This is a genomic window from Pseudalkalibacillus sp. JSM 102089 (assembly GCF_041366475.1).
In the GTDB taxonomy this organism is placed as follows: domain Bacteria; phylum Bacillota; class Bacilli; order Bacillales; family Guptibacillaceae; genus Guptibacillus; species Guptibacillus hwajinpoensis_B.
This window is the reverse complement of record NZ_JBEWYW010000006.1, coordinates 59093-82004: the sequence shown is the minus strand read 5'-3', so window position 1 is coordinate 82004 and position 22912 is coordinate 59093. Positions and strand designations below refer to the sequence as shown.

General features: G+C 40.2%; 20 protein-coding genes and 2 riboswitches. Of the genes, 9 read left to right on the top strand and 11 right to left on the bottom strand.

The window, feature by feature from the left end; genetic code table 11:
* Positions 1-70: 70 nt before the first annotated feature.
* A riboswitch (SAM riboswitch) is annotated at positions 71-182 on the top strand.
* A 162-nt stretch (positions 183-344) separates the two neighbouring features.
* The 3 genes from ABVF21_RS14235 (at position 345) to ABVF21_RS14225 (ending at position 5201) form a co-directional block, all read left to right on the top strand.
* Complete coding sequence (locus ABVF21_RS14235; RefSeq protein WP_371018428.1) at positions 345-2168, top strand: assimilatory sulfite reductase (NADPH) flavoprotein subunit; 1824 nt, start codon at positions 345-347, stop codon at positions 2166-2168.
* A gap of 24 nt (positions 2169-2192) precedes the next feature.
* Entirely contained in the window at positions 2193-3902 is a 1710-nt protein-coding gene (cysI, locus tag ABVF21_RS14230) for an assimilatory sulfite reductase (NADPH) hemoprotein subunit (RefSeq protein WP_371018427.1), read from the top strand.
* An 84-nt stretch (positions 3903-3986) separates the two neighbouring features.
* Positions 3987-5201 carry a threonine synthase gene (locus ABVF21_RS14225; RefSeq protein WP_371018426.1) on the top strand — a complete coding sequence of 405 codons (1215 nt, stop codon included), beginning with the start codon at positions 3987-3989 and terminating at the stop codon, positions 5199-5201.
* Positions 5202-5269: 68 nt separating this feature from the next.
* Here ABVF21_RS14225 and ABVF21_RS14220 read toward each other — a convergent pair whose 3' ends face one another.
* Together ABVF21_RS14220 and ABVF21_RS14215 are read right to left on the bottom strand one after the other, a co-directional pair.
* Positions 5270-5827, bottom strand: a complete 558-nt coding sequence (locus tag ABVF21_RS14220) for an MEDS domain-containing protein (RefSeq protein ID WP_303529318.1) — start codon at positions 5825-5827, stop codon at positions 5270-5272.
* 173 nt (positions 5828-6000) lie between these two features.
* Positions 6001-6480 carry a site-2 protease family protein gene (locus ABVF21_RS14215; protein ID WP_303529315.1) on the bottom strand — a complete coding sequence of 160 codons (480 nt, stop codon included), beginning with the start codon at positions 6478-6480 and terminating at the stop codon, positions 6001-6003.
* A gap of 268 nt (positions 6481-6748) precedes the next feature.
* Here ABVF21_RS14215 and ABVF21_RS14210 point away from each other — a divergent pair, with 268 nt between their 5' ends.
* Positions 6749-7171 (top strand): DUF1801 domain-containing protein, encoded by a 423-nt coding sequence (locus ABVF21_RS14210; protein ID WP_371018425.1) that lies wholly within the window; start codon positions 6749-6751, stop codon positions 7169-7171.
* Between the two features lie 37 nt (positions 7172-7208).
* Here the strand turns inward: ABVF21_RS14210 and ABVF21_RS14205 are convergent, their stop codons facing one another.
* The 8 genes from ABVF21_RS14205 to ABVF21_RS14170 form a co-directional block, all read right to left on the bottom strand.
* Complete coding sequence (locus ABVF21_RS14205; protein WP_371018424.1) at positions 7209-7646, bottom strand: FixH family protein; 438 nt, start codon at positions 7644-7646, stop codon at positions 7209-7211.
* Between the two features lie 17 nt (positions 7647-7663).
* Positions 7664-9055 (bottom strand): PepSY-associated TM helix domain-containing protein, encoded by a 1392-nt coding sequence (locus ABVF21_RS14200; protein ID WP_303529306.1) that lies wholly within the window; start codon positions 9053-9055, stop codon positions 7664-7666.
* A gap of 14 nt (positions 9056-9069) precedes the next feature.
* Entirely contained in the window at positions 9070-9642 is a 573-nt protein-coding gene (locus ABVF21_RS14195) for a DeoR family transcriptional regulator (RefSeq protein WP_303529303.1), read from the bottom strand.
* A 165-nt stretch (positions 9643-9807) separates the two neighbouring features.
* Positions 9808-11280 carry an exopolysaccharide Pel transporter PelG gene (gene pelG, locus ABVF21_RS14190; RefSeq protein ID WP_371018423.1) on the bottom strand — a complete coding sequence of 491 codons (1473 nt, stop codon included), beginning with the start codon at positions 11278-11280 and terminating at the stop codon, positions 9808-9810.
* On the bottom strand, positions 11261-12682 hold the full coding sequence (pelF, locus tag ABVF21_RS14185; RefSeq protein WP_371018422.1) for a GT4 family glycosyltransferase PelF: 1422 nt from the start codon (positions 12680-12682) through the stop codon (positions 11261-11263). Before pelF ends, pelG begins: the two co-directional genes overlap by 20 nt.
* The gene (locus ABVF21_RS14180; RefSeq protein WP_371018421.1) at positions 12679-14520 is read right to left on the bottom strand and encodes a DUF2194 domain-containing protein; all 1842 of its coding nucleotides are present in this window, start codon (positions 14518-14520) and stop codon (positions 12679-12681) included. Before ABVF21_RS14180 ends, pelF begins: the two co-directional genes overlap by 4 nt.
* Positions 14517-15437, bottom strand: coding sequence for a hypothetical protein (locus ABVF21_RS14175; protein ID WP_371018420.1), 921 nt, complete (start codon positions 15435-15437; stop codon positions 14517-14519). Before ABVF21_RS14175 ends, ABVF21_RS14180 begins: the two co-directional genes overlap by 4 nt.
* On the bottom strand, positions 15430-16665 hold the full coding sequence (locus ABVF21_RS14170; protein ID WP_303529289.1) for a hypothetical protein: 1236 nt from the start codon (positions 16663-16665) through the stop codon (positions 15430-15432). The genes ABVF21_RS14175 and ABVF21_RS14170 overlap by 8 nt, the downstream gene beginning before the upstream one ends.
* A 94-nt stretch (positions 16666-16759) precedes the next feature.
* Positions 16760-16850, top strand: a riboswitch (cyclic di-GMP riboswitch).
* A 36-nt stretch (positions 16851-16886) separates the two neighbouring features.
* Here ABVF21_RS14170 and ABVF21_RS14165 point away from each other — a divergent pair.
* Positions 16887-17735, top strand: a complete 849-nt coding sequence (locus tag ABVF21_RS14165; protein WP_371018419.1) for an endo alpha-1,4 polygalactosaminidase — start codon at positions 16887-16889, stop codon at positions 17733-17735.
* Positions 17736-18053: 318 nt separating this feature from the next.
* Here ABVF21_RS14165 and ABVF21_RS14160 read toward each other — a convergent pair whose 3' ends face one another.
* Complete coding sequence (locus tag ABVF21_RS14160; protein ID WP_371018418.1) at positions 18054-19304, bottom strand: hypothetical protein; 1251 nt, start codon at positions 19302-19304, stop codon at positions 18054-18056.
* Between the two features lie 728 nt (positions 19305-20032).
* Between ABVF21_RS14160 and ABVF21_RS14155 the strand changes: the two genes are divergently transcribed.
* From ABVF21_RS14155 to ABVF21_RS14140, 4 genes are all read left to right on the top strand, one after another.
* Entirely contained in the window at positions 20033-20260 is a 228-nt protein-coding gene (locus tag ABVF21_RS14155) for a hypothetical protein (RefSeq protein ID WP_371018417.1), read from the top strand.
* A gap of 163 nt (positions 20261-20423) precedes the next feature.
* Positions 20424-21623, top strand: a complete 1200-nt coding sequence (locus ABVF21_RS14150) for an alanyl-tRNA editing protein (RefSeq protein ID WP_371018416.1) — start codon at positions 20424-20426, stop codon at positions 21621-21623.
* Between the two features lie 184 nt (positions 21624-21807).
* Complete coding sequence (locus tag ABVF21_RS14145) at positions 21808-22134, top strand: PadR family transcriptional regulator (RefSeq protein ID WP_303530448.1); 327 nt, start codon at positions 21808-21810, stop codon at positions 22132-22134.
* A 4-nt stretch (positions 22135-22138) separates the two neighbouring features.
* Positions 22139-22885 (top strand): DUF1129 family protein, encoded by a 747-nt coding sequence (locus ABVF21_RS14140; RefSeq protein WP_371018415.1) that lies wholly within the window; start codon positions 22139-22141, stop codon positions 22883-22885.
* The last annotated feature ends 27 nt before the right edge of the window (positions 22886-22912 follow it).

Below are 22912 nucleotides of genomic sequence, written 5' to 3'. Positions count from 1 at the left end.
TATTGACTTTTATTCGAGCACGAGATAACATTTGAACCAATCATTGTCATTTACAATTTGATAGCAATATTTCTTATCAAGAGAGGTGGAGGGACTGGCCCTATGAAGCTTCGGCAACCGATGAGATGATTCTTCATCTCATACTGTGCCAAATCCAGCAGGTTTATCCTGAAAGATAAGAAGACTGGCTTCGTACTTACAAACCTTTCTTCTTATATTTTAGAAGAGAGGTTTTTTGTGTTGAATGGGTTAGGGGGAATGCAGACGAATTTATTTACGCTTAATTCCGAGTAAACTACTTTCATTACATTGAATTAAAAATGAGTATTGTGAGGTGGATTGTATTGCAGTTACAGGTTGTGAATAGCCCTTTTGACAAAGAACAAACGGAGCTTTTAAATCGTCTCTTACCAACATTAAATGAGACGCAGAAAATATGGCTGAGCGGATATCTTTCCGTACCAGGAAGCTCTGAAGCTGCGGCAGCTACTGAGACGGTTGCTCAAGGTGTTTCTGCTTCAGAAGCATTCTCGAAACAAGAAGCAAAAACACGTGAGCTTACGATTCTCTATGGCTCACATACTGGCAATTGTCAGTCACTAGCGGAATCTTTCTTTGAGCGATTGGAAAACGAGAAATACAGCGTTACCCTTTCATCGCTTGATGATTTTAAGCCAAAGTCACTTAAAAAAGTAGAAGATTTATTATTGATTACAAGCACCCACGGAGATGGCGATCCTCCTGATAATGCGTTAAGCTTCCATGACTTTGTTCAAAGTAAGAGAGCCCCTGAATTAGATGGTCTCAGATTCTCTGTCTTATCACTTGGTGATAGCTCCTATGAGTTTTTCTGCCAAACCGGGAAAGATTTTGACAAGCGCTTTGAAGAATTAGGTGCAACAAGGCTTTATCCTCGTGTAGATTGTGATCTTGATTTCGAAGAGCCGGCAGAAGAATGGTTCGAAGGCGTGACGGGAGTATTGAAAGAAGATCAGTCTACGAGAGAATCGACTTCTGAAACAAAACCTGATGAGTCGAGTCAGACGTATTCCAGAACTAATCCATTCAAAGCCGAAATTCTTGAGAATGTTAATTTAAATGGACGTGGATCGAATAAAGAAACGCGGCACATTGAGCTTGATCTTGAAGGATCGAACCTTGAATATGAGCCGGGTGATAGCCTTGGTATTTACCCGGAGAATGATACTGCTCTTGTCCGTCAGCTAATCGATGAAATGAACTGGAAGCGAGAAGAACAGGTTACGGTGAACAAACAGGGTGACGTTCAGCCACTTGAAGAAGCTTTAACGAAAACATATGAGATTACGAGTCTCACAAAGCCATTGCTCAAGAAGGTCGCAGAGCTGACATCAAGTTCTGAGCTTAAGCGCATGGTTGAAGCGGAAGGCGAAGAATTAAGAACATACCTTTACGGTAGAGATTTAATTGATTTGGTGAAGGACTACGGACCGTGGACCGTCTCGGTACAGGAGTTCGTAAACGTTCTGCGCAAAATTCCGGTTCGTCTTTATTCGATCGCAAGCAGTTCAAACGCAAATCCAGATGAAGTTCATCTCACAATTGGCGCACTAAGGTATGATGCACATGGTCGAACTCGTAAGGGCGTATGCTCTGGCCAATGCGCAGAGCGCTCACAAGCGGGGGATACACTCCCAGTATTTGTGCAGCGAAATCAAAACTTTAGACTTCCGGATCATCCTGACACCCCTATCATTATGATAGGCGCAGGCACTGGCATAGCGCCGTACCGGGCATTCTTACAAGAGCGAGAAGAAAGTGGCGCAAGTGGAGAAACGTGGCTATTCTTTGGTGAACAGCATTTTGTCACAGACTTTCTTTATCAAGTCGAATGGCAAAAATGGTTGAAAGATGGGGTGCTTTCGCGAATGGATGTCGCCTTTTCACGTGATACAGAGGAGAAAGTTTATGTTCAGCACCGCATGCTCGAGCGAAGTAAAGAACTATATGAGTGGCTTCAACAAGGTGCGCACGTCTATGTATGTGGAGATGAGAAGTATATGGCAAAAGACGTTCACGTGGCACTTGTTAATATTTTAGAGCAACAGGGGAATTTCAGTGAGTCAGAAGCAGAAGCTTATCTTGCAGATCTACGAAACGCGAAACGCTACCAGCGCGATGTGTACTAAGCGCATCAGGGAAGGAGATTGGTCATGTCGAATAAGACGGTAACAGAAGACGGCAAACCGAGTGAAATGGAGAAGATTAAAGACGAAAGTGATTACTTACGCGGCTCGCTTGTGAAAAGCTTTGCGGATCCCATCACCGCTTCCATCCCAGACGCAGATACTAAACTATTAAAATTTCATGGGAGCTATATGCAGGACGATCGCGATATTCGTCAAGAGCGAAAACAGCAGAAGCTTGAACCAGCTTATCAGTTTATGGTTCGAGTGCGACTACCTGGTGGAGTAGCTACGCCAGAACAATGGCTAGTAATGGATGATCTTGCGAATCAATACGGAAATGGAACGCTAAAGCTAACAACGCGCCAAACGTTCCAGATGCATGGGATTCTGAAGTGGAATATGAAGAAAAGCATTCAGGCGATGGACCGAGTTCTCATGGATTCTCTTGCGGCATGTGGTGACGTGAATCGTAATGTGATGTGTAATGCCAATCCATATCAATCGGATATTCATGCCGAGGTGCATGGATGGACACGGAAGCTAAGCGATGATCTTCTACCGAGAACGAGAGCGTACCATGAAATCTGGTTAGACGAAGAAAAAGTACTTGATCGAAAAGAAGAGGAAATTGAGCCAATGTATGGTCCGCATTACTTGCCGAGAAAGTTTAAAATCGGTGTCGCTGTTCCACCATCAAACGACGTGGATATTTTCTCACAGGATCTGGGGTTTATTGCAATTCTTGAAGATGGCAAGCTACAAGGATTTAATGTCGCAGTAGGCGGCGGTATGGGAATGACGCATGGGGACACAAATACGTATCCTCAACTGTCCCGAATCATTGGTTTCTGTACACCTGAAAAGATTGTTGATGTTGCTGAGAAAATCATTACAATTCAGCGGGATTATGGCAATCGCTCAGAGCGGAAGAACGCTCGCTTCAAATATACGATCGATCGAAGAGGACTCGACTGGGTTCGGAACGAATTGAATAATAGACTGGGTTATGAACTAGAAGAAGCTCGTTCTTATCATTTCGATCATAATGGTGATCGCTATGGATGGGTAAAGGGTGATGGCAAGTGGCATTTAACGCTCTTTATCCAAAATGGTCGTATTGTGGATTTAGAAGATTATCAGATTATGACAGGACTTCGGGAGATCGCAAAGGTTCACGAAGGGGATTTCAGACTAACGCCGAACCAGAATCTCATCATAGCGAATGTATCAGAGGAGAAGAAAGCAGAGATTGATGAACTTGTGGCAACATATGGTTTAACAGATGGAAAACAGAATTCAGCACTGCGCCGTAATTCGATGGCCTGCGTGGCGTTCCCCACATGCGGCCTAGCGATGGCAGAAGCAGAGCGTTATCTACCTTCTCTCATTGATAAGATTGAAGAGATCGTGGATGAAGCGGGACTGAGAGAAGAAGAAATCGTGATCCGCATGTCCGGTTGTCCAAATAGCTGCTCACGCCCTACGCTTGGGGAGATTGCCTTTATTGGGAAAGCACCTGGTAAGTACAATATGTACATGGGAGCAGGGTTTGTTGGGGATCGTCTCAGCAAGCTTTATAAAGAAAACATTGGCGAAGAAGAAATTCTTGCGTCATTAAAACCGATTCTATTTAACTATGCGAAAGAAAAAGAGGAGCATGAGCATTTCGGTGATTATGTGATTCGAGCAGGATATGTGGAAGAAGTGCGATCAGGACTTGATTTTCATAGCTAGTTATGACGAAATGAAGCCCGAAGTTCATCACGTGTGAACTTTGGGTTTCAACACGTCTTTCATTAAATCGTTGGAGGTGCTTGAATGCCGTATAGTATGGTTTCTCATTTATTGTGTCCAAAGTGCAACGAGACATATGATTCAGATACGATTCAACAGCTTTGTGTTTGTGGTTCACCACTTCTTGTCGACTATGACCTTGATGAAGTGAAAAAGCATCTTACGAAGGAAATGATAACCGGAAGAGAACAGTCGCTCTGGCGCTATCATGAATTACTTCCTGTTAAAGAAGAAAAGAATAAAGTAAGTTTCGAAGAAGGGATGACGCCTTTCCTGCCACTACCATCCCTTGGTCAGAAAATGAATCTCTCAAACTTATACATAAAAGACGAGGGAATGGTGCCAACTGGTTCATTTAAAGCTCGGGGAGCGGCAGTCGGCATTTCGAAGGCGAAAGAGCTTGGCGTTCAGAACCTTGCGATGCCGACAAATGGAAATGCAGGAGCTGCCTGGTCACTTTATGCGGCAAAGGCTGGATTGGAAGCTCATATTGTTATGCCTGTTGACGCACCAGAGATTACGAGAAAAGAAGTGAGTATTTCTGGTGCTCATCTTTATTTAGTCAACGGGTTAATAAGTGACGCTGGTAAAATAGTGGGTGATCTCGTGAAAGAGCAAGGGTTTTATGACGCATCTACTCTAAAAGAGCCCTATCGTATTGAAGGTAAAAAAACGATGGGATATGAAATAGCGGAACAGCTGAATTGGGAGCTTCCTGATGTGATTCTTTATCCAACAGGTGGTGGCGTTGGTCTTATCGGGATCTATAAAGCGTTTCTTGAGCTTCAAAAGCTTGGTTGGATTAAGGGTCAAAAACTTCCAAGGTTAGTTGCTGTGCAATCGGAGGGGTGTGCCCCTATTGTGAAGGCATTCGAAGAAGGGAAAACGGAGTCTGAGTTCTGGGAAAATTCAACGACGCATGCATTTGGTATAAACGTCCCTAAAGCGATCGGAGACTTTCTTGTGTTGGGTGCGATCTATCAAACAGAAGGGTGTGCCGTTGCTGTTTCTGAAGAAGCCATTCGAATATCTCAGCGAGAAGTTGCTGCGTTAGAAGGGCAATTCATTTGTCCTGAAGGCGCGAGTACATTCGCTGCTGCGGAAAGATTAAGGGAACGAAATTGGATCAAAGAAGATGAACAGGTCATTTGTTTAAACACAGGTGTTGGTATTAAATATCCAGATGCTTTTGAAGTAAATGTTAAAACAATGGAGACGAATGAAAGAATCAACGTCTAGTCTCATCGTTTAGCCTTATCAAAGCTAATGCACCACTCTGAGATTTCCTTAGAGGGGTGCATTTCTATTTAAGCTAAATATTGTTTTGAAGTGAAAAATTCTTCTTCCATTAACACGTAAGGGTGGGTTTCCATCAAAATGTTAATGAGGTAATCTGGCATTCTTTCTCCATCGTATGCACAAATAAGAGGGAAGGAAAGGTCGTTTACTGCTTCGTCTACAATTTTTTCGAAGTCTTCTATAAGGTGAAGAGGCTCTTCCATCGAGGCCCATTCCACATGTGCCCATGAGCGGAAGGAGAGATTAGATTCCACATAAGGTTGAACGGTCTTTTTGAAATATTCATGAATGGCAGGAGGGTGATAACTGCCGCTAGAAAAGTAAAAGTCGAAGCTGTTCACTCTGTGGACAAACTTCATTTCGTTAGCGGTTAACCTTGACGATAATTCTTTCTCAATCATCGGATACAGGCGGTCATTTTCGATTAAGATGACATAATCTCCGTTTGCGACCCCTATTTCAGTATAACTAACGACTTGTTCCAGGTAATTCTTCACCCCATGGTAGGCATAAAGCACATGAACACTCCTCTGCTCCTCGAACAACTGGTTCATCTTGCTAGTCAAGTGATCACCCCTTTGTTTTCTTCTACCTTTATTTTACTACAATTCTTCGAATAGATATATGGTGTTATGAGTAGGTTTGGGGTTTTCATTTCGATAGGAATGAGAATAATGGTACGAAATGGAAACAAGCCAGATACTGTGTGAGAACAGGATCTGGCTCTTATCATTTATTTCTAATCAATTGGATCGACGGATTTTCCGTATCGAAGAACATCGAATACTGCCATCCCATCACTTGGTCTTCCATTGTCATTTCGGAAAGGCATAAGTGAGAAGAAAATGAAATAGATAGAGAAGTATGTGAACTGGTAGAAAAATAGCGTAACAGGTATTGTGTTCGAGATGATTAAATAGTTAATAATTAAAATCACGATGAGGTTGAATAGACTGCCACCTAAATAGATTGCAACGTGTGCCCACGTCTTATTGTAGGTTAATTCTTCGTATTGGCACCAACCTTCCATGAAATACTTTCTTCTAATTTCCAGAGGTCCTATATGAAACAGTGTACGTCCTGTACCGATGCAAAATTTCACCTTACCTCCAAACAGCCGCGCTATGAGCACGTGACCTGCTTCATGAATAAGAGTGACGATAGGTAGAATAATGAAGAAATTCACAAAGAACATTGGAATATCATTTAAAGTAAACATGGTTATACCTCCGAGATGTAAGTATCAATGCTAGTTCGGTATGACTATAAAGAGGAACGTTCCCGGTTTACCTGTTTCCTAACTGATTTTCGATAAGAAACATGAAACGGTAATAAAAGAAATACTCTTGATACATTTTTACTTATAAGTTCATCGCGGTAATAAGCTTTCGAAGTTTGCCCTTGTTGAACAAGAGCAAATAAAAAGGAATTAGCGAATGAGCGGAGTAGATATAAAGTGAAAGTAATGAAAAGAGGGGGGGATATTGATGTATGAACTGAAAACGAAAGAAACGGATTATAGTGTGATTGAATTCATTGAAAGCGTTGATCATCCAAAGAAGCGAGAAGATGGCTATCGTTTGTTAGATCTATTTACTGAAACGACAGGGTATGAAGCGAAAATGTGGGGACCAAGTATTATTGGATTTGGAAGTTATCATTATAAATACGCTACGGGGCATGAGGGGGATGCACCGCTCGTTGGATTTTCTCCTAGGAAGGCTAAGATTAGTTTGTATCTCGCTCAAGGAGAACCAGAGCGCGAGGAAGCTTTAGAACGATTAGGCAAGCATACAACAGGGAAGGCCTGTGTTTATGTAAATAAGCTTGCGGACATTGATCTTGGTGTATTGAAAGAGCTTATCGATCAGTCAGTCGATTATATGCAGAAGCTCTATCCGCCTAAATAAAGAAAAGCCGCTCCCTAGAGGGGGGCGGCTTATCTGATCAATGATGGTGATTTTCTACATTCTTAGGGTAATCTGCTTGTTTCGTCAGCGTATTGATTTCATCATCACTAAGCTTTCCTACAATAAACTGCTTCTTGGGCATTGTGCGGAGTTCGCCAGCTGAGATCTGCGTTTGAACGTAATAAAGACCTTCCTCGTCGAAATGCGTTGTTACCGTATAAAGATTATCCTCGCTTTTTTCTGCTTGAAGGACTCTAGTCGTATTCTTACTTCCAGCTTTCCAAATGTTGAAAATCACTTCTGCTGGTTGTTCGTCATTAGTTAATGTTACTGCAAGCGTGAAGGGTGTATTTAATGTTAATTGTTCTGGTAATTGAATATCCGCTTGAAGGACGGGATTTGTTGTATCTTCGGTTGCAGTACAAGCAGTAATTAAGGTTAAACAGAGTAGCATAGACAATGTAATGTTCTTCATGCCGTTTCTCCCATCTTCTAGTGAATCCACGCTTTTAATGGCGTAACGAGTGGAAATATAAATTTGTCGAGTAAATAAACGATGATAATGGATAGGCCGACGAGTGGCATAATGACGCCAAGAACGATCATAATCGCAAACACAGTCCGAGTTGTTCGCTTATCTATGGAACTTCTCGGCGCACCTGAATGACCAGTAGGTTTCCGCTTACGCCACATGATGAACGAACTAATTACTACACCGATTAATCCAATACAGACAATAAGTCCAATGATTTGATTCATAAGTCCAAATAGTCGACCTTCATGGAGAGCTATACCAAGCGTGATTCCTTTGGCCATTACCCCATAATCAGAGAAACGAACATCGGCAAGGATCTCTCCTGAATATTGATCAACATGGAGGGTGGCATTGTCTCCTGGTTTCGTGTGAGAAGTTGAGACGGTATAGACACCAGTTTCCCCCTGAGGCATTGAGATCGTGTAAGGTTTTTCAATACTTTCTTCATTTGCTAGAGCCGTCATTTCTTCTAGTGCCAGCGGAACATATCCGCTTAACGCAGATTCCGGAACAGATACGTTCTCAGCTGCCCATGGGATGTCCTCGGCAACATCTTTTGTTAATGTAAGAGAGTCAGGTTTCTCCCCAAACGTAAAGGGGGGATAACCAGTATTTGTTGATGTCGCAACGCGATTGATTTGTTCTCCCATTACACCTGACCATGGAAGTCCTGTTGCAATTAAAATAACGATAAAAATCGAGAGCCAAAAAGCAGGGACAGCATGAAGGTCGCGCCAGAACGTTCTGCCTTTACTCTTGAATCGTGGGATAACCGTTCCAAAGATCGAGGCTTTCTTTCTTGGCCACCAGATGTATAAACCAGTTAAGAGAAGGATAACCGCCCAGCAAGCGGCTAGCTCAACGAGTCGATTAGCAACCGTTCCTCCAACAATTAATTCGCTATGTAGTTTCTTGAAGATTTCCGTGAATTTCTCTTCATTATTTAGTGAACCAACAATCGATCCACTGTATGGATTTACGAAGACAGAAGACAGTTGTTCATTCTCCATTAACCCAATTTCTACGGTACGGGTAGGATCGTCATAGAATCGAATCGAAGTAACCGTTCCACGTGGATTGGCTTCTGTTACATTGTTCACTAATTCAGTTGGGGCCATCGCAGTACTTTGAGCTTCTACATAATACATATCTTGATAAAGCATTGTTTCAATTTGTGGTTTGAAAAGATAAACCCCTCCGCTAAACGCCAGGATTAAGAGAAATGGGGCGAAGATAATACCTGCATAGAAATGCCATCTCCATACTGTTTGGTAAAAAGAAGCTTTCTTCTTTTGGTGAGATCGTTTTTCCTCTTTATTTACGTGTTGCTCTACTTTGACTGCTTCCATGTAACGACACCTCTTCAGTTTTTATGACAGCAGGACGTTCCTTCCATTTCTCGTACGATCTCCTTAATGGCCTTCTCAAAAGTATATACTTCTCCACCGAATCCAGATTGAAACTGTTTGGCGTGTTTCAAAGAGTCAAAAGCCATCACTTGAGGCTGGCAACAGTTAAGATTTAGCTCAGCATTCAACAAATACGTAGCCACTTTTGCGCTAATCGTGGTGTCTTTCAAAAAATCTTTACATATAATTTGAGAGACTTCCTTCTCAATATCTCGATAACGAAGAAGACCACAGTGAGCACAGCATGTATGTTCAATTTGCTGGTTGTGCTTGATGAGCTGTACAGATAAACGTGTACTTACATGCTTGAGGCAGTAAGCGCATACATCAGATGGAATTTCTGTACGTGTTTTCAGTGCAATGCCGTTGGCTGTTTTTTCAACCTTAGATTCTTCGATGAGCGGTTTAATATCTCGATAAACTGTCATTTCAGAAACGCTTAATCGTTTGCTAATGTCCGAGATTTTAAGCGTACCTTCTTTCTCAATCCATGTTAAAATTTGTTGCTTTCGTTCAATTGGTAGCATACTGACACCATCCTTCGTAAGATAACATTAGTAGTTAATTTTGGATTACTTTATTAGATTAGTTGATTTCATTATTTGAATCAAGATCATTTTTGATAATAAATGTGAATTTTTGTTGGAAAATCACAGAGCCCCTCGATAATCCGAGGGGCTCTGTCTACGATATTATAAAAACGTTTTCTCATCTAACCACTGACCCATTCGACTGAAGGGCTGTCTGGAATAGGAAGAATTGTTTTCATTCGGAGTGCAAAAAGCGTAATAATCAACTTCATCAATAAACGTGATTAAACGAATGACGGCATAAAGAAAGGCAAGTGAAGATCCAATTGCAAAGCTGAGTCCGTACCCCTCATAGCCCAATGGTAGAAAGACAAAGGAGAGAGTGAAATTTAAGCCAAAGAATAAAATCGAAGTGATCATTGCACCTTTTCGATCTTCAAAGTATAAGAGGATTAACGTGATAACTAACACCATTGCATTTGAAAAGGCACCAAGTGTCGTGAATCGGAAAATAGAAATGATGGTAGATTCTAATGCAAGTGAGCTGAGAAGATAACCTGCTGTAACGACGACCAAAAGAGTGAAAACGCCCTGACTTCGAAATAAGCGTTCCATCTCCTGTTTCAGAACCAATTGCATACTTGCCTTCGCTCGCTTGATTTGCTGCAAAGTACCGCCTTCGTTGATATAGCCATAAAAAACGCGATAGCGCTCATAAAATCGCGTTTCGACAGATACAACAAAGATAATCAATGTTGGAATGATCGTTAAGTATGACCAGAAGATTGCTGTGTCGTATGTTCGGTTGTAAATAAACGAATCTACTAACGTAGAACTTCCTTCTCCAAACCAAATGACCCAGTTGCACACCCAAATACCGATATTGTATAAGAAACCAGTCCAAAAGAGAGAAGGGAACCGATCAAAATAGCTTAAATAGTTAAATTGCCTTTTCATTTCCCTCTCAGGAAAAGTCATTAGCATCGACATCAGAAGACCAAACAACGTAACGATCATGCCGATTGTAAATCCAATAAGTAAGAATAAACTAGATGCGTGCTCAAAACTTGGGAGGCGGTCAATGTTTACACTAATAAGATAGACAAGACCAACTGAAATGGTGGCTCCGATTAGAAAACTATATGCAACTGCTTGATAGAATTTAGCCGCGCTTAAAAATAGAAAGAGTACCCAAATTAAATTGATCGTCATAAATAATGAGAAAATCACAAGCTCAAATACAAAAGGTAAAGGCGAGACCCAGATAAAGATCAGCCAGGCGATTGTCGCAATGAGAAGTGTAAATTTCGTCATCCCGATAAATGTCGCAAATATCTCTTTGAATTTTTTTTCGTAGAATAGGTCTGCAACATATCTCGTGACAACGAGCTGTTGAATCCCAAGAATCACTTGTGAAAAGATAAAGCAATACGAGACAGATAAATTGAAAATGCCTCGCTCTTCAAGCGTTACAATAGAAAAGTAAGAGGTTAACCACTGAATAAGGGCGATCGTGACGATAACGATAAGCCACGGTCCTGAAGTGACGAGGCCGGCAAAAGCATAAGCTTTTAGGCGTGATGAAAAGTAATCTTCTTGAAATAGCTTTTGTAATTTAAATCCGATTCCGGCCATATTCAGCACCTCTCCTTTCATATAAGTCAACATATTGATCGATAAAGTGATGCACTTGATAAAATGTTTTGGCGCGGTTTTGGCCGTTACGCCCAAATTTCTCCGCTTCGATGGGGTGATGATAAAACCACGTGCAATATTCTGCGATTTTCTTAGGATTAACAGGTGGAACGACGAATCCGGCGGGGCCATAAGGATCATTTTCACGGCCATATATTAGCTCAGAGCAAGACCCTACGTCTGTTACAATCCATGGAATCGCAGCAGCCATACCTTCAAGTACGGCTAAAGGTTGCCCCTCTGAAATGCTTGTTAACAGACACAGATCAAAGTTTGGTAGATAGTCGATAATGTTAACTTTACCAACTAGAAAGACGCTTTGATTGAGTTCATGCTGGTCGATTAACTGCTGACATTCAGCTGCGTATTCTTCTTCTTCGTCAAGTGGGCCCATAATTGTTAGCTCGAACGGAGTCTCGGTTTCTTGTAATAATTTAGCAGCGTGGATCATCGTTTTAATATCTTTAATCGGAACGACTCGTACGATTGCCCCGATGCGTAGTACTTTATTATCTCCCTGTATTTTTTCAATACTTGATAAGCGCTCATAGTGAATGCCGTTTGGGATAACCGATCGTTTTTCTGATACTGCTCCAAGTTCATTTTGAAGGTCACTGTTTTTATCAAATAAGGTAATGACGTCATCAGCTTCTTCATAAGCCTGTTTTGAAAGGTGATGGAAGAACGAAATCCAACGTTTTTTATAATAATCTGGAATCCAGGAAGCTTGCAGGATCTCTTCTTCTCTTTCTCTTGAATAAATGCCATGCTCTGTTAAGAGAAAAGGAATGTTCTGCTGCTGCTTGATTGCAGCTGAGATCAGTCCGGCATAACCAGTTGAAGCAGAGTGAACCAAATCGACTTCAGGAAAATCGAATTGAAGTAATTCTAAAATCGGCGTGTACATACCGCGCCACATCCAGAAGTAATCAATAAAGGAGCCAGTTTGGCTTTCCTGTTGATAACTTTCTTGAACCATATTCCAGAAAAGTCTGCTAGAGAAAAAGCTGTTCGTTCCACCAAGCTTTGTCGTAAAAACATGAAGTGCCTCTGGTGTAACCTTGCGAAACATCATCCAATCCGTCAGGGCCTCCTCTTCGAAAGGGGTGAGCTGGATCTTTTGTTTACTGTTCGGTTGTTTCATATTTAAAGGTAGATTCGTAATACCTGTTATGTTAGATGGTAGTTCATATCGATAGTCTTTTTCTGTAAGCTGAGATGGTGTGATCGCAATGATTTGAAATTCAAACTGAGGCATACGATTAGCAATCATATGCACCCAGCTTGCGACACCACCACTTACGTAAGGGTAGCTTCCTTCGACAACAATTCCGATTTTCATGATGTAACATCCTTTATAAGTAAGTCTGCTTCAGGTTTTGTAAGAGTGAGCTGGTAGAGAGAGCCCTCTTTACTCAATAAGCTCACTTCTCCATAAGGGAAAGAACCTGTTTCAATTCGTTTACCTTGCTGTACTCGAATGAGCATTGTGGAAGGATTTAACAGGTCTTCTCCAGATACATGAATATAATCTTCTTCATACGTCACATCAATGCTTGCTTCCTCATATTTTTTGTATTTCAATAAACCATTATGTTGTGTTAAAGGTTCAAGGTATGGGTAGTAATCATTTGTTTTCTTTAACATAGCTTCAAGGTTTGTTTTCATACCCTCCCAGCCATCTCCCGTGGATCGTGCGGGGTCTAGCACATCATCTGGGTGAACAAAATGGGACATCATGCCAAAGTTCGCAATGGCATCAATTTGGATAAATTGATCTTCTTCAGATTCAAGATACCCACTAGAAATTCTTGGGAAGTTATATAAGCGATCGTACGACTCGTCTTGTCCAAATTCCTGGATATAGCTACCATCCTGATCGGTTCCTGAATAGAGAGCAGCGATCACCTCCAAGTGAGGGAGACTTTCCACAAGCGCAGCTATGCCAGTTTTATTAATAATATTAGAAGGAGGGACGTAGCTTTTAATTTGTTCTTTTGGGAAGAAATAATCGAATGAAGATTTGATGCGCTTGATTCCGACGGTCATTTCTTCCTGGCTTTCCCATGGAGAATAGCCAAGTTTAGGATCGATTGGTTCGTTATCTAGAACAAGTGATTGATGGTTATACCCATGTAAGCCTAGCTCTCCATCATGCTTCAATATGTCTCTTCCAAAATTCAGCATTGGATAGCGGATTCGCTCATTGAGGTCTTCGCTAGATTGTTCGGTTGTATCACGATACGTTCCAATGATTACACCTGTGTACAATACATTGTAATCCTCAGCAAGCTGTTTCATATCCTGCCACCAAACATTCGTGTAAAATTCTTTAATCGTCATATCATATTTATTTTGAATGGTGTCGGTTGTTTCATAAGGAACAGGGGACGGGAAGTCATCCAGATACACCACTTTAATACCGGCCTGACTGCTGACAAAAGCTGGGGTGAGGAACGACATAGCTTGTAGCAATAGCCCCCGAGAAATTTTTTCGGCAACGGAAGTAGTATTCCAGAATAGGATTTTTCCTTTCCCAAATTCATGTGTCCACAAAATAGGTTCGTCCTCGACTTTAATGAATACTTCTGAAGTTTTCTTAAGTTCCACATCGGCAATGCTATGGGCGAATAACGTAGAGCTGCTGTCTAAATCTATGTAACCTGGTAACAGTTCTTTTTTAAATGAAAGGCCGTTATAGCCGTCCATAAAATCTCCAAAATCAGTTACGCCAAGAAGCTCATTCCATTCGGCATTAATAAACCGAGAACCTATATAAAGTCGTCCTCCATCCTCGACGAACGATTTAATTTCTTCATAAGGCCAGTCTTTCGAGTGTTCTCCTGCTAGGACGAGGACATTGTAAGGAGAAGCCTCGATGGAAGGAATCTCATCTATCGAAATGGGCTCGTAAGCTACTTTGGCATAATCAAGAGCATGTTGGAGATTTGAGAGAACCGATTTCGATAAGTCGCTATCATCTTCATGGATATATATTTTCATCTTTTCTCCTTTCAACTCGTTGGATGAGGAGCTCATTGTTGCGTAAGAAACCTCTTTCGATTCCTTTGCAGGAAGAAGTTGTTGAAAGAGATCAAGACGAAGCATTTGTAAGCCACCAATAAAGATGAGAAGAAGAACAAATATGGCGATCACATATTGATACGATTGCTTTTTCATTCTGCATTTCCCCCAAGTTGTTTTAGGACAAAGTGTTGTTTGTCAGGTATTTTCCATTCTGGTACGTATATTTCTATCGCATTGAGAAGGGGTCTGATCATCGCCCAACTTCGCTTTCCGTAATAGTATTCAATTAATTTAAGGTAGCCTTCTGGTTCATTCTGAAAGGCCTCGGTCATGTATTTATACGTTTCGATAGCTTTTTCTTCATCACCCATCTCTAAATAAAGATCACCAAGATAAACATATCGCTGCGTATCATTTGTTGGGTTTTTTGTTTCATTTTCTAGTAAAGTAGCATATTCTTTCTGCACGTTACGAAGTGAACTATCTTCAAGTAATCCGCTTTTTATATAACGCTCGTACACATCAGCAACCTTTAGAAAGCTACTTTCATCATGAAGACGGTAAAGATCTTTCGCTTTCTGGAGTTCTTTCTCATACCGATCAAGAAGAATGTTCATCGTGGCCGCCGCGTAATGAACGGTTTCAGAATCGCTATTATTTAAGCCAAGGTTTAAATATTTTCCTTGATTCGTAATGTTTGAATTAATGAGACGGACTATTAAATCTTTTCTAGTAGTATGTTCATGATCGTTAAGTGCTTCCGTTAACGGGACTAAGTCAAGGCTAGTTGCTGCTTCATGACGAAGCGATTCCAGGTTTAAAACATCGAATGACACATATTCTCCGTAGTCAACGAGCATTTTATCTGTTACCCAGCGTTTCGCTAAGAGCCACGAAATGACTCCGAAAAGCTCACCAATCAGAGGTAAAAAGCAAGAAACGATAGCAATCCATGTAATTACACCATGATGGTTTTGATCCACAACCCGTTTTAACAAAAAGGATAAGATGAACATGAATATCGCATGGATAATATAAAGAAGGATAAGAGGATAGAATAAATTATCCAACATGCATGCCACCCTTTTCGGTTAAGGCTTTCTTGATTCGGTGTTTGACAATTTCTGCATTTTCCGGAGCTGTTCCAGGCAATAAGAAAGAGAAAATGTTTTCTGATGGGTCATATCCCATAATGTCAATTTCTCGAAGATAAGACCTAAGAATGATCTCAGCTTCAACAGGTGTAATACGATCGAATTTAGCAAAGTGAACGTGAATAACACTATAGGATTGATCAAATTCCTCGTTTCGTTTCTTCTGTATTTGCACCTTATGATCAAAGGCTTCTTTGAAATAAATATTTGTTCCCTGGAACATCTTTACTTTCTCTTCTTTCAGTTCAAGCTCAGTTGCTTTTTCAATCCTTGATGACATCCAATCAAGGACAAGCGACATGATTTGAATTTCATAAGTTGTTAGTTTAGCAAAATCAACTTGATAGATAACGAGTACTTCTTTGATCTGGTTATCATAAATAATTGGTCCAACTAGAACTGGGGAATTGTTCTCATCTTCTATCGTTCGAAGTGTGATCGTTTTATTACGGAAGAGGCGTTTGTAAACCGCCGAATCTTCTTCAATAAAAACCGTTTGCGGAAGATGGTTGGAGTCGCCCTTTCGAATGTGAAGACGTAAAGTTCTTTTAGAAGAATCCAAATGATAGATCGCTAATTCTTTCGCTTTAAAGAGATTCGAGATAATCGTAATGGCTTCATTTCGAATTAGTTCAGGTGATGATTGATCAAGTGCCTTCCCCACTTGATAGATACGTGTCAGACTATGTTCAGATTCCAGCATTTTTTCTTGCATCGTTTTCTGAGAATGTTCTAGTAGTTTAATAGCTTCAGTTAATTGTTCATTCTCATCTTTTAACTCATCGTGACGATAATGAAGGCTTTCATATCGTTCCTGGAAGGATGTACTGTATAAGCCACAAATGATGGCTAATAATAAGGTGAATAAAATCCATGAGGCTTCACTCGTATCATAGAAAAGCAGGTATATATCTCCTCCGTTAAAGCCGATGGCCATCATATGATAAATAAGGGCTAGAAAGAAGCTAAGCAACCCCATTGTTAATCCATACCTTAAAGAGAAAAGAAGAACAAAGAAAAATAATGGATCAAGCTCCCAGGTAGTTAAGTGAAGCTGAAAGAGTTGGTCACTAATACCGATAAGTGCAATAACAATAATGACCTCAACCAGTTTCCTTAGTGTGTTTTTCTGTGTGTAAATCATACAATCATCCTCATCTAAGAAAATTAAATACTTTTATGCAAAAAATATTGTGGAATTAATTCCAATTTCTGATATACTATTTTTGAAAACTAAATATGGAGAAGGGCAAACTTATTGAAAAATAAGGGCGCAAAGACATGGGTCGTCGATTCTATTTTGTGAATACCGATCGCCAGTCTACAATGCCAGAGCCGCTCTCTGATTAATCAGGAGGCCAACCAATGGGTATTATCTCAACAAAGCAAATTGTTGCAATGTCATGTGCTATTCTGTTTACATTTATCATGATTTCTCCTCTGACCTCTCACGCCGCCAGTCATCCACTATCTGACGTCACTTCTTACAAAGTTTATTATGATGCTCCTACGCCACGATTAATTACAAAAATGAAGCAATACGACGTAATGATCATAGAACCTGTTTACTATAGTAAACAACAAATTTCAGAAATTAAAAGTTCTGGTACAAAAGTTTATGGCTATATTAATACGATGGAAGCTGATAATTGGAATACAGCACTTATCAATCAATTAAATGAAGCTGATTTCTTTCACCGTAACGGAGAAAGAGTTCACTACACCGAATGGGATTCCTATCTCACCGATATCACTTCTGTTCACTATCGTGACGTTCTTCTATCAGAAGTGACAGCGCAAATCGCTGAAAAGGGACTTGATGGTGTTTTCCTTGATACAGTCGGTAATATTGATAATGAACATTGGGAGAACCCAACTGTCCTTCAAGCTCAACAAGAAGGAATGGTAGCCTTCTTACAACAAATCAAGCAACAACATCCTTCACTTTCTCTCATACAAAATTGGGGCTTTCAAACGTTAAAAGATTACACAAGTTCTTACGTTGATGCGATTATGTGGGAGAACTTCAATTATTCAACCGTATCGAAGGACGAATGGTCAAAAGATCGTATGGCTGATTTAAAAGAAATTCAGCAAGAAACAGACTTAGCAGTTCTTACGGTTTCAACAGAGCAGAAATGGAATGGCATTTCTTATGCTGAATCTAATGGTTTTGTTCATTTCCATACGAGGAATGGTTATAATAGCTGGTAAGTTCTTAATAATAGAATTGCATATAAATTAATAAAATACCATATTTTATGTAGATATTTCGATATAAATATTTTAAATTCCGACAGCGTTCGTCAAAAGCGAACGCTTATGTTTTTTAAAGAACGAAAAGTCTTAGTTGAAGAATAAAATGATGAAAAGATGTTAAAGAGTGGAGAGATTTTTCTTACCTAGTTTAAGCTGGAACATTTGTTAAGGGCTTCGCTGAAGATAATGGACGTTACTTATCAAATTAAATAAAACCGCAAAAGGTTAAGCTTAAATGCGCTTAACCTTTTTGCGGTAGTGAGAAGTGAAAGGTTATTGGATATTTGCTGTTTCAAGCTCAACTGCTTTTATAGCACCTTCCTTTGCTTCTGAAACAAACGCTAACTTATTTTCACCAGTATAATATACGTGCAAGTATTCGTTATCAAGTTCGTTGAATACAACTTCATCAGGCTCGCCAAACTGACAAACTACATCTGTATAAGGGATAGCGGGTCCTTCCGATAACGCGTTATAACGTAAATGACTTACCGTTTCGTTTGCAGTTAGGTAAGCGTACTTTTCATCATAGAAACCGGGTGTTCCTTCATAGAATGTTTCATCATAGGTCATCTCAGGCTTTATCTTCTTTAGGGCTTCTTCAGACATACCAAGAAAAATGGAAGCATCCTTAAGATGACCTTGCTCTGCAAAATCCAGTAATTCTGAATGGAATGGAGCTTTTTCACAGGAAGAAGCCTCTTCTAATGTTAGTGGTTTTTCATCTGTCATCTTATAATCACCGTTGAATCCAACAGCTGCATCATGGTAACTAAGACAAGCTTCTTCAATGAATGTAATAACGTCATTCGTTCGAATAAACGTACCTGAACAAGAGGGGTCTTCCGTATCCTCAAACGTTGCTTCATCACCGTTTATTGTAGCTGTTCCATTCAATTTCCCAACATCCGATCCACTACTAACGTCGATCGTAAACTGAAAGGATTCTTTCGTCACGTTTGATATGCTTAAGTTCCCTTGATCGAATGCAGGATCAATATAAAGTGCTTCTTTCCATTCAGAAGTACTTTCTTCGTTCGCTGCTTCATCATTCGTATTCGATTCCAGTTCGATTCGAGTATATACGCCTGTAAAAGAGGCGCTATTCTCATTCATTGATTCACATGCTTCACTCGTATCAATGGCTAAGCGGTCCTCTTTCCAACCGAACGAGGCTTTGCAAGCCTCATTATCAGGGTGTGTGAAATGAGCCATTTCTCCGTTAACCTCAGCAGTCCCTGAAAGCTCTCCAACATTTTGACCATCATAGGATTGAAGCATAAATGTAAAGGAAGTAGAAGTTGAATCTGTTACATCAAGCCCCCCGTGGATTTCTCCATCTTTCTCCCACTTGTACGTGCCATCTTGAAATAGAATGTCCTTTTGTACGGCTTCCTCTGAAGGCTTGTCCACCGTTTCTTTCTCCGCTTCTACCTTTTCCGATGAGTCAGAAGTAGTTAAGAAGTTACATGACGTGACGATGAGTAGTAAAGTAAACAACAATACGAGACGAAGCGTTTTCATATGATTCCTCCCTACTGAAGTAAGTTGATGACATCATTATACATAACGTTCCGTAAAAGAATGGGATATTGGTGTCGAGCCGGGAAAAAATTCCTTGTCTAGTTTAAGCGAATTCTTTTGTAATTTAGTTGACCATTTCCGGGGAAATGAATGGAAGAAGTCGAATGAAAGAATGGTTTCTTTTATAATTCTAGAAAAAGTGTTGAAACGTTTGAGATCAGGGGCTCTCGACAAATATCTTCTATTTAGTTAGAAATGTATGAAAAATATCATATATATTGAAAATGACTGCAAAGACGTTGTTTAGGAATGATCGTTTTGAAATACTGAAGAAAATGCAGAAATTATGGTAAGCTGTTGATAGATTTTGATTATGAGTGAAAGGTAGTTGAGTGATTCTGGATTTTATCTCAAACAACGTCGTGTTACTTGGTGTAGCATGTCTTATCATTGCTCTGTTGCTAGCAAAATTCACAAAGAAGAAATGAGTTTCCGTCTCTATATCCCTATTCGTTCTCGGTTCTCTTATGAAAATCATTCGTAATCCTAAGAAATTCGAGAAGTTTGATGAGTCAGAAGAAGTTGGAGGTATAGAAGAACAAAACCCGAAAGATAGAGCTGTATAAACGTAAGGAACAGACAACCGTCTGTTCTTTTTTACTTGAATGGATTACCGCGTGAATGAATCGTGCTAAACTAGTAATATATGAAGAGAGGAGTGAAGGTAAGTGGGGAAATGTACAATCGATCACTCGTACGGAGACGTTATGACAAAGCTTGAGAACCAGTCACCTTATATGCCAGATGAACTTGTGCAGGATACATATCGCTTCTTACAACAAACGATTACACAGGAAACATTGAACGAACTGTTTCACCTATTGAAGAAATATGATCTCGCTTCCGAGGAAGTGCGCCTAGAACGGAATGCTGGACTTCAAAAACTGATGCGGTAAACGGTTTTAACTCAAATTCGATATTTCCACGAAATCCTAATTCATGCCGCTCTATTTCAAATAACTTCTTTAATGAGGAGATTGATACAGCGGCTTTCAATTTAATAAATGATAAGCTAAACAATAGTAACTTATTTACTAGTACAGAAAGAAGTGAAATGCAATGACGACAAAGCTATTCTATGAAGACCCATACATTAAGACATTTACTGCTGAAAAGTGGGAGCAGTTCACAGATGAAGCGAATCGCTCTTACGTTATTCTAGATCAAACGGCTTTTTATCCAACTGGTGGGGGACAGCCGTATGATGGTGGAACGCTTAATGGTGTACAGGTTCTTGATGTAGAAGAGGTAGAAGGAGAAATCCGCCACTATGTTGACGGCAAGCTTCCGGCGACAGAACATGTTCACGGGGATATTAACTGGGCACGCAGGTTTGATCACATGCAGCAGCATGCAGGACAGCACATTCTTTCGGCAGCTTTTGAAGACCAACTTGGATATAGTACGGTGAGCTTTCATCTAGGTCAGGAAGTCTGTACGATCGATCTTAACGTTGCTACACTAGATGATGAAGAAGTTAAAACAGCTGAAAAATTTGCGAATAACGTTATTCAGCAGAACTTGCCGATTGAAACGAATTGGGTAAGCGAAGAGGAGCTATCGAATTATACCCTTCGTAAGCAGCTAGCCGTATCGGATGACATTCGTCTTGTGATTATTCCAGACGTTGACTATAGCGGATGCGGAGGGACACATCCTTCTTCGACAGGCCAGGTACAGGCGATATCTATTTTGAAAATAGAAAAGCAAAAAAAACAAATGCGCGTCCATTTTGTCTGTGGCGAGCGAGTAACTGATGAACTTCGGAAGAAACAGGGAATCATGCTTGGGCTCACGAACGCTCTTAGCGTTCCTCAATCACATTTAGTAGAAGCGGCAGAACGAGTGCTCCTTCAGTCGAAAGAATATGAAAAAACGATTGAAGAGCTAAATGAAAAACTACTTTCTTATGAAGCAAAGGAATTACTTCATGGTGCTGATACCATTCATGACCAAAAAGTCGTGCAGATGATTTCCAAACAACATGGAATGAAAGAACTGCAAAAACTGGCGAAGATGGTGCTGAAAGAAGATCCACATGTGATCGTCTTTTTCATAAGTGAGGGAGAAGATAAGCTGCAAATTGTTTGTGGAAGAGGAGAAGCTTTATCTTATGATATGAACTTTAGTTTAAAAGAAGTTCTTCCATTCATTAATGGAAAAGGTGGAGGAAAGAAAGACTTTGCGCAGGGCGGGGGAGAACCGGTTCGTTCTGCAGAAGAGCTTTTAATTGAACTTGTGAAAGTAACGCTACATTAAAAAACGAGCGCCCCTAAGCATTGCTGGGGCGTTTTTTCTATTTTGGTAAAAATATGAATATAACTCTTGTCATACAAGATAGCTTAGCATATACTGCATATATACTTTGCTTTACAAGGTAGCTGAATGATTTCTATAACTCTTGTATAACAAGAGTTATAGATTGGAAAGATTGGTGAAGCATATGCATACAACTCAAATGTTAAAAGGAATCATTGATGGCTGTATTTTATCCATTATTAGTGAAGGGGAAGTATACGGATATGAGCTTGCCTCAAAGCTTGATGATTATGGCTTCGAAGCATTTAGTGAAGGGACGATTTACCCGATCCTTATCCGTTTACAGAAAGATCAGCTCATACAGTCAACATTAAAGAAATCAACAGCAGGACCAAAGCGAAAATACTACTCATTAACGAAAAAGGGGGAAGAAGAATTAGGAGATTTTCAGAAAAGGTGGAATCATTTAAGTACAACGGTTAATCAGATTTTAAATAAGGAGAGTGAATGAGGAGATGACGAAAGAAAACGAGAAATTTATTCTAGATATGCGTATGTATCTAATTACGAAAGGAGTAGATGAAGAGGAAATCGATAGCTTCTTAATGGAAGCAGAAGATCATCTGGTAGAAGGTGAGAAAGATGGGAAGACAGCCAGGGATATTTTCGGTAAGTCTCCGAAAGCTTACGCAAAAGAACTGATTGATTCGATGGATCAGTCGCCACATGATAATCGGAAATTAATTGCGCGTATGATTGCAGGAGTTTTTGGTATCTTTTTAGTATCACAGTTTATAGATGGGAATACATCATTTTCACTAATTGAAATCATCGGTTATCCTATTTCAACGATCGTATGGTTAGTTGCTCTTATAGGTGCCCTTAGGATGAGTTCTTTCCATACAGGTGTAAAGAGTTTTCTGATTGTTTATGCCATCGTTATGGTTCCGATGCTCTTTACAGTAGGGGTTACGATTCTTCACATAGAATTTGGCAGAGACGTGTTGTTTCTCAGTCAACCAGTTGCTTTAACTGTAGGCGGTATCATTATAATTGGTCTAATTGCTAACTTCAATTCTCTTATTGGTTTGTTATCGAGTCTTGTCTTAATGCTGATTCTTTTTGGAGCTCAGCTGCTGTTTAGTTTGCTTCATTTGGAAGGTTTTGCATGGGAGATGGGGGCTTATGTAATTAGCGTCGTTGGGCTTATCGTGATGATGAGTTTTAGGAAGCAATTACCTAAGACGATCATAAAGGGATAGAGAGTTTGAAGAGAAAAAGTACATGAC

Bases quoted from the DNA above. Each gene is read 5' to 3' on its own strand.
- cysI (WP_371018427.1), top strand. From the start codon at position 2,193: ATGTCGAATAAGACGGTAACAGAAGACGGCAAACCGAGTGAAATGGAG.
- ABVF21_RS14225 (WP_371018426.1), top strand. From the start codon at position 3,987: ATGCCGTATAGTATGGTTTCTCATTTATTGTGTCCAAAGTGCAACGAG.
- ABVF21_RS14215 (WP_303529315.1), bottom strand. From the start codon at position 6,480: ATGTTTACTTTAAATGATATTCCAATGTTCTTTGTGAATTTCTTCATT.
- ABVF21_RS14210 (WP_371018425.1), top strand. From the start codon at position 6,749: ATGTATGAACTGAAAACGAAAGAAACGGATTATAGTGTGATTGAATTC.
- ABVF21_RS14205 (WP_371018424.1), bottom strand. From the start codon at position 7,646: ATGAAGAACATTACATTGTCTATGCTACTCTGTTTAACCTTAATTACT.
- ABVF21_RS14200 (WP_303529306.1), bottom strand. From the start codon at position 9,055: ATGGAAGCAGTCAAAGTAGAGCAACACGTAAATAAAGAGGAAAAACGA.
- ABVF21_RS14195 (WP_303529303.1), bottom strand. From the start codon at position 9,642: ATGCTACCAATTGAACGAAAGCAACAAATTTTAACATGGATTGAGAAA.
- pelG (WP_371018423.1), bottom strand. From the start codon at position 11,280: ATGGCCGGAATCGGATTTAAATTACAAAAGCTATTTCAAGAAGATTAC.
- pelF (WP_371018422.1), bottom strand. From the start codon at position 12,682: ATGAAAATCGGAATTGTTGTCGAAGGAAGCTACCCTTACGTAAGTGGT.
- ABVF21_RS14180 (WP_371018421.1), bottom strand. From the start codon at position 14,520: ATGAAAAAGCAATCGTATCAATATGTGATCGCCATATTTGTTCTTCTT.
- ABVF21_RS14170 (WP_303529289.1), bottom strand. From the start codon at position 16,665: ATGATTTACACACAGAAAAACACACTAAGGAAACTGGTTGAGGTCATT.
- ABVF21_RS14165 (WP_371018419.1), top strand. From the start codon at position 16,887: ATGGGTATTATCTCAACAAAGCAAATTGTTGCAATGTCATGTGCTATT.
- ABVF21_RS14160 (WP_371018418.1), bottom strand. From the start codon at position 19,304: ATGAAAACGCTTCGTCTCGTATTGTTGTTTACTTTACTACTCATCGTC.
- ABVF21_RS14150 (WP_371018416.1), top strand. From the start codon at position 20,424: ATGACGACAAAGCTATTCTATGAAGACCCATACATTAAGACATTTACT.
- ABVF21_RS14145 (WP_303530448.1), top strand. From the start codon at position 21,808: ATGCATACAACTCAAATGTTAAAAGGAATCATTGATGGCTGTATTTTA.
- ABVF21_RS14140 (WP_371018415.1), top strand. From the start codon at position 22,139: ATGACGAAAGAAAACGAGAAATTTATTCTAGATATGCGTATGTATCTA.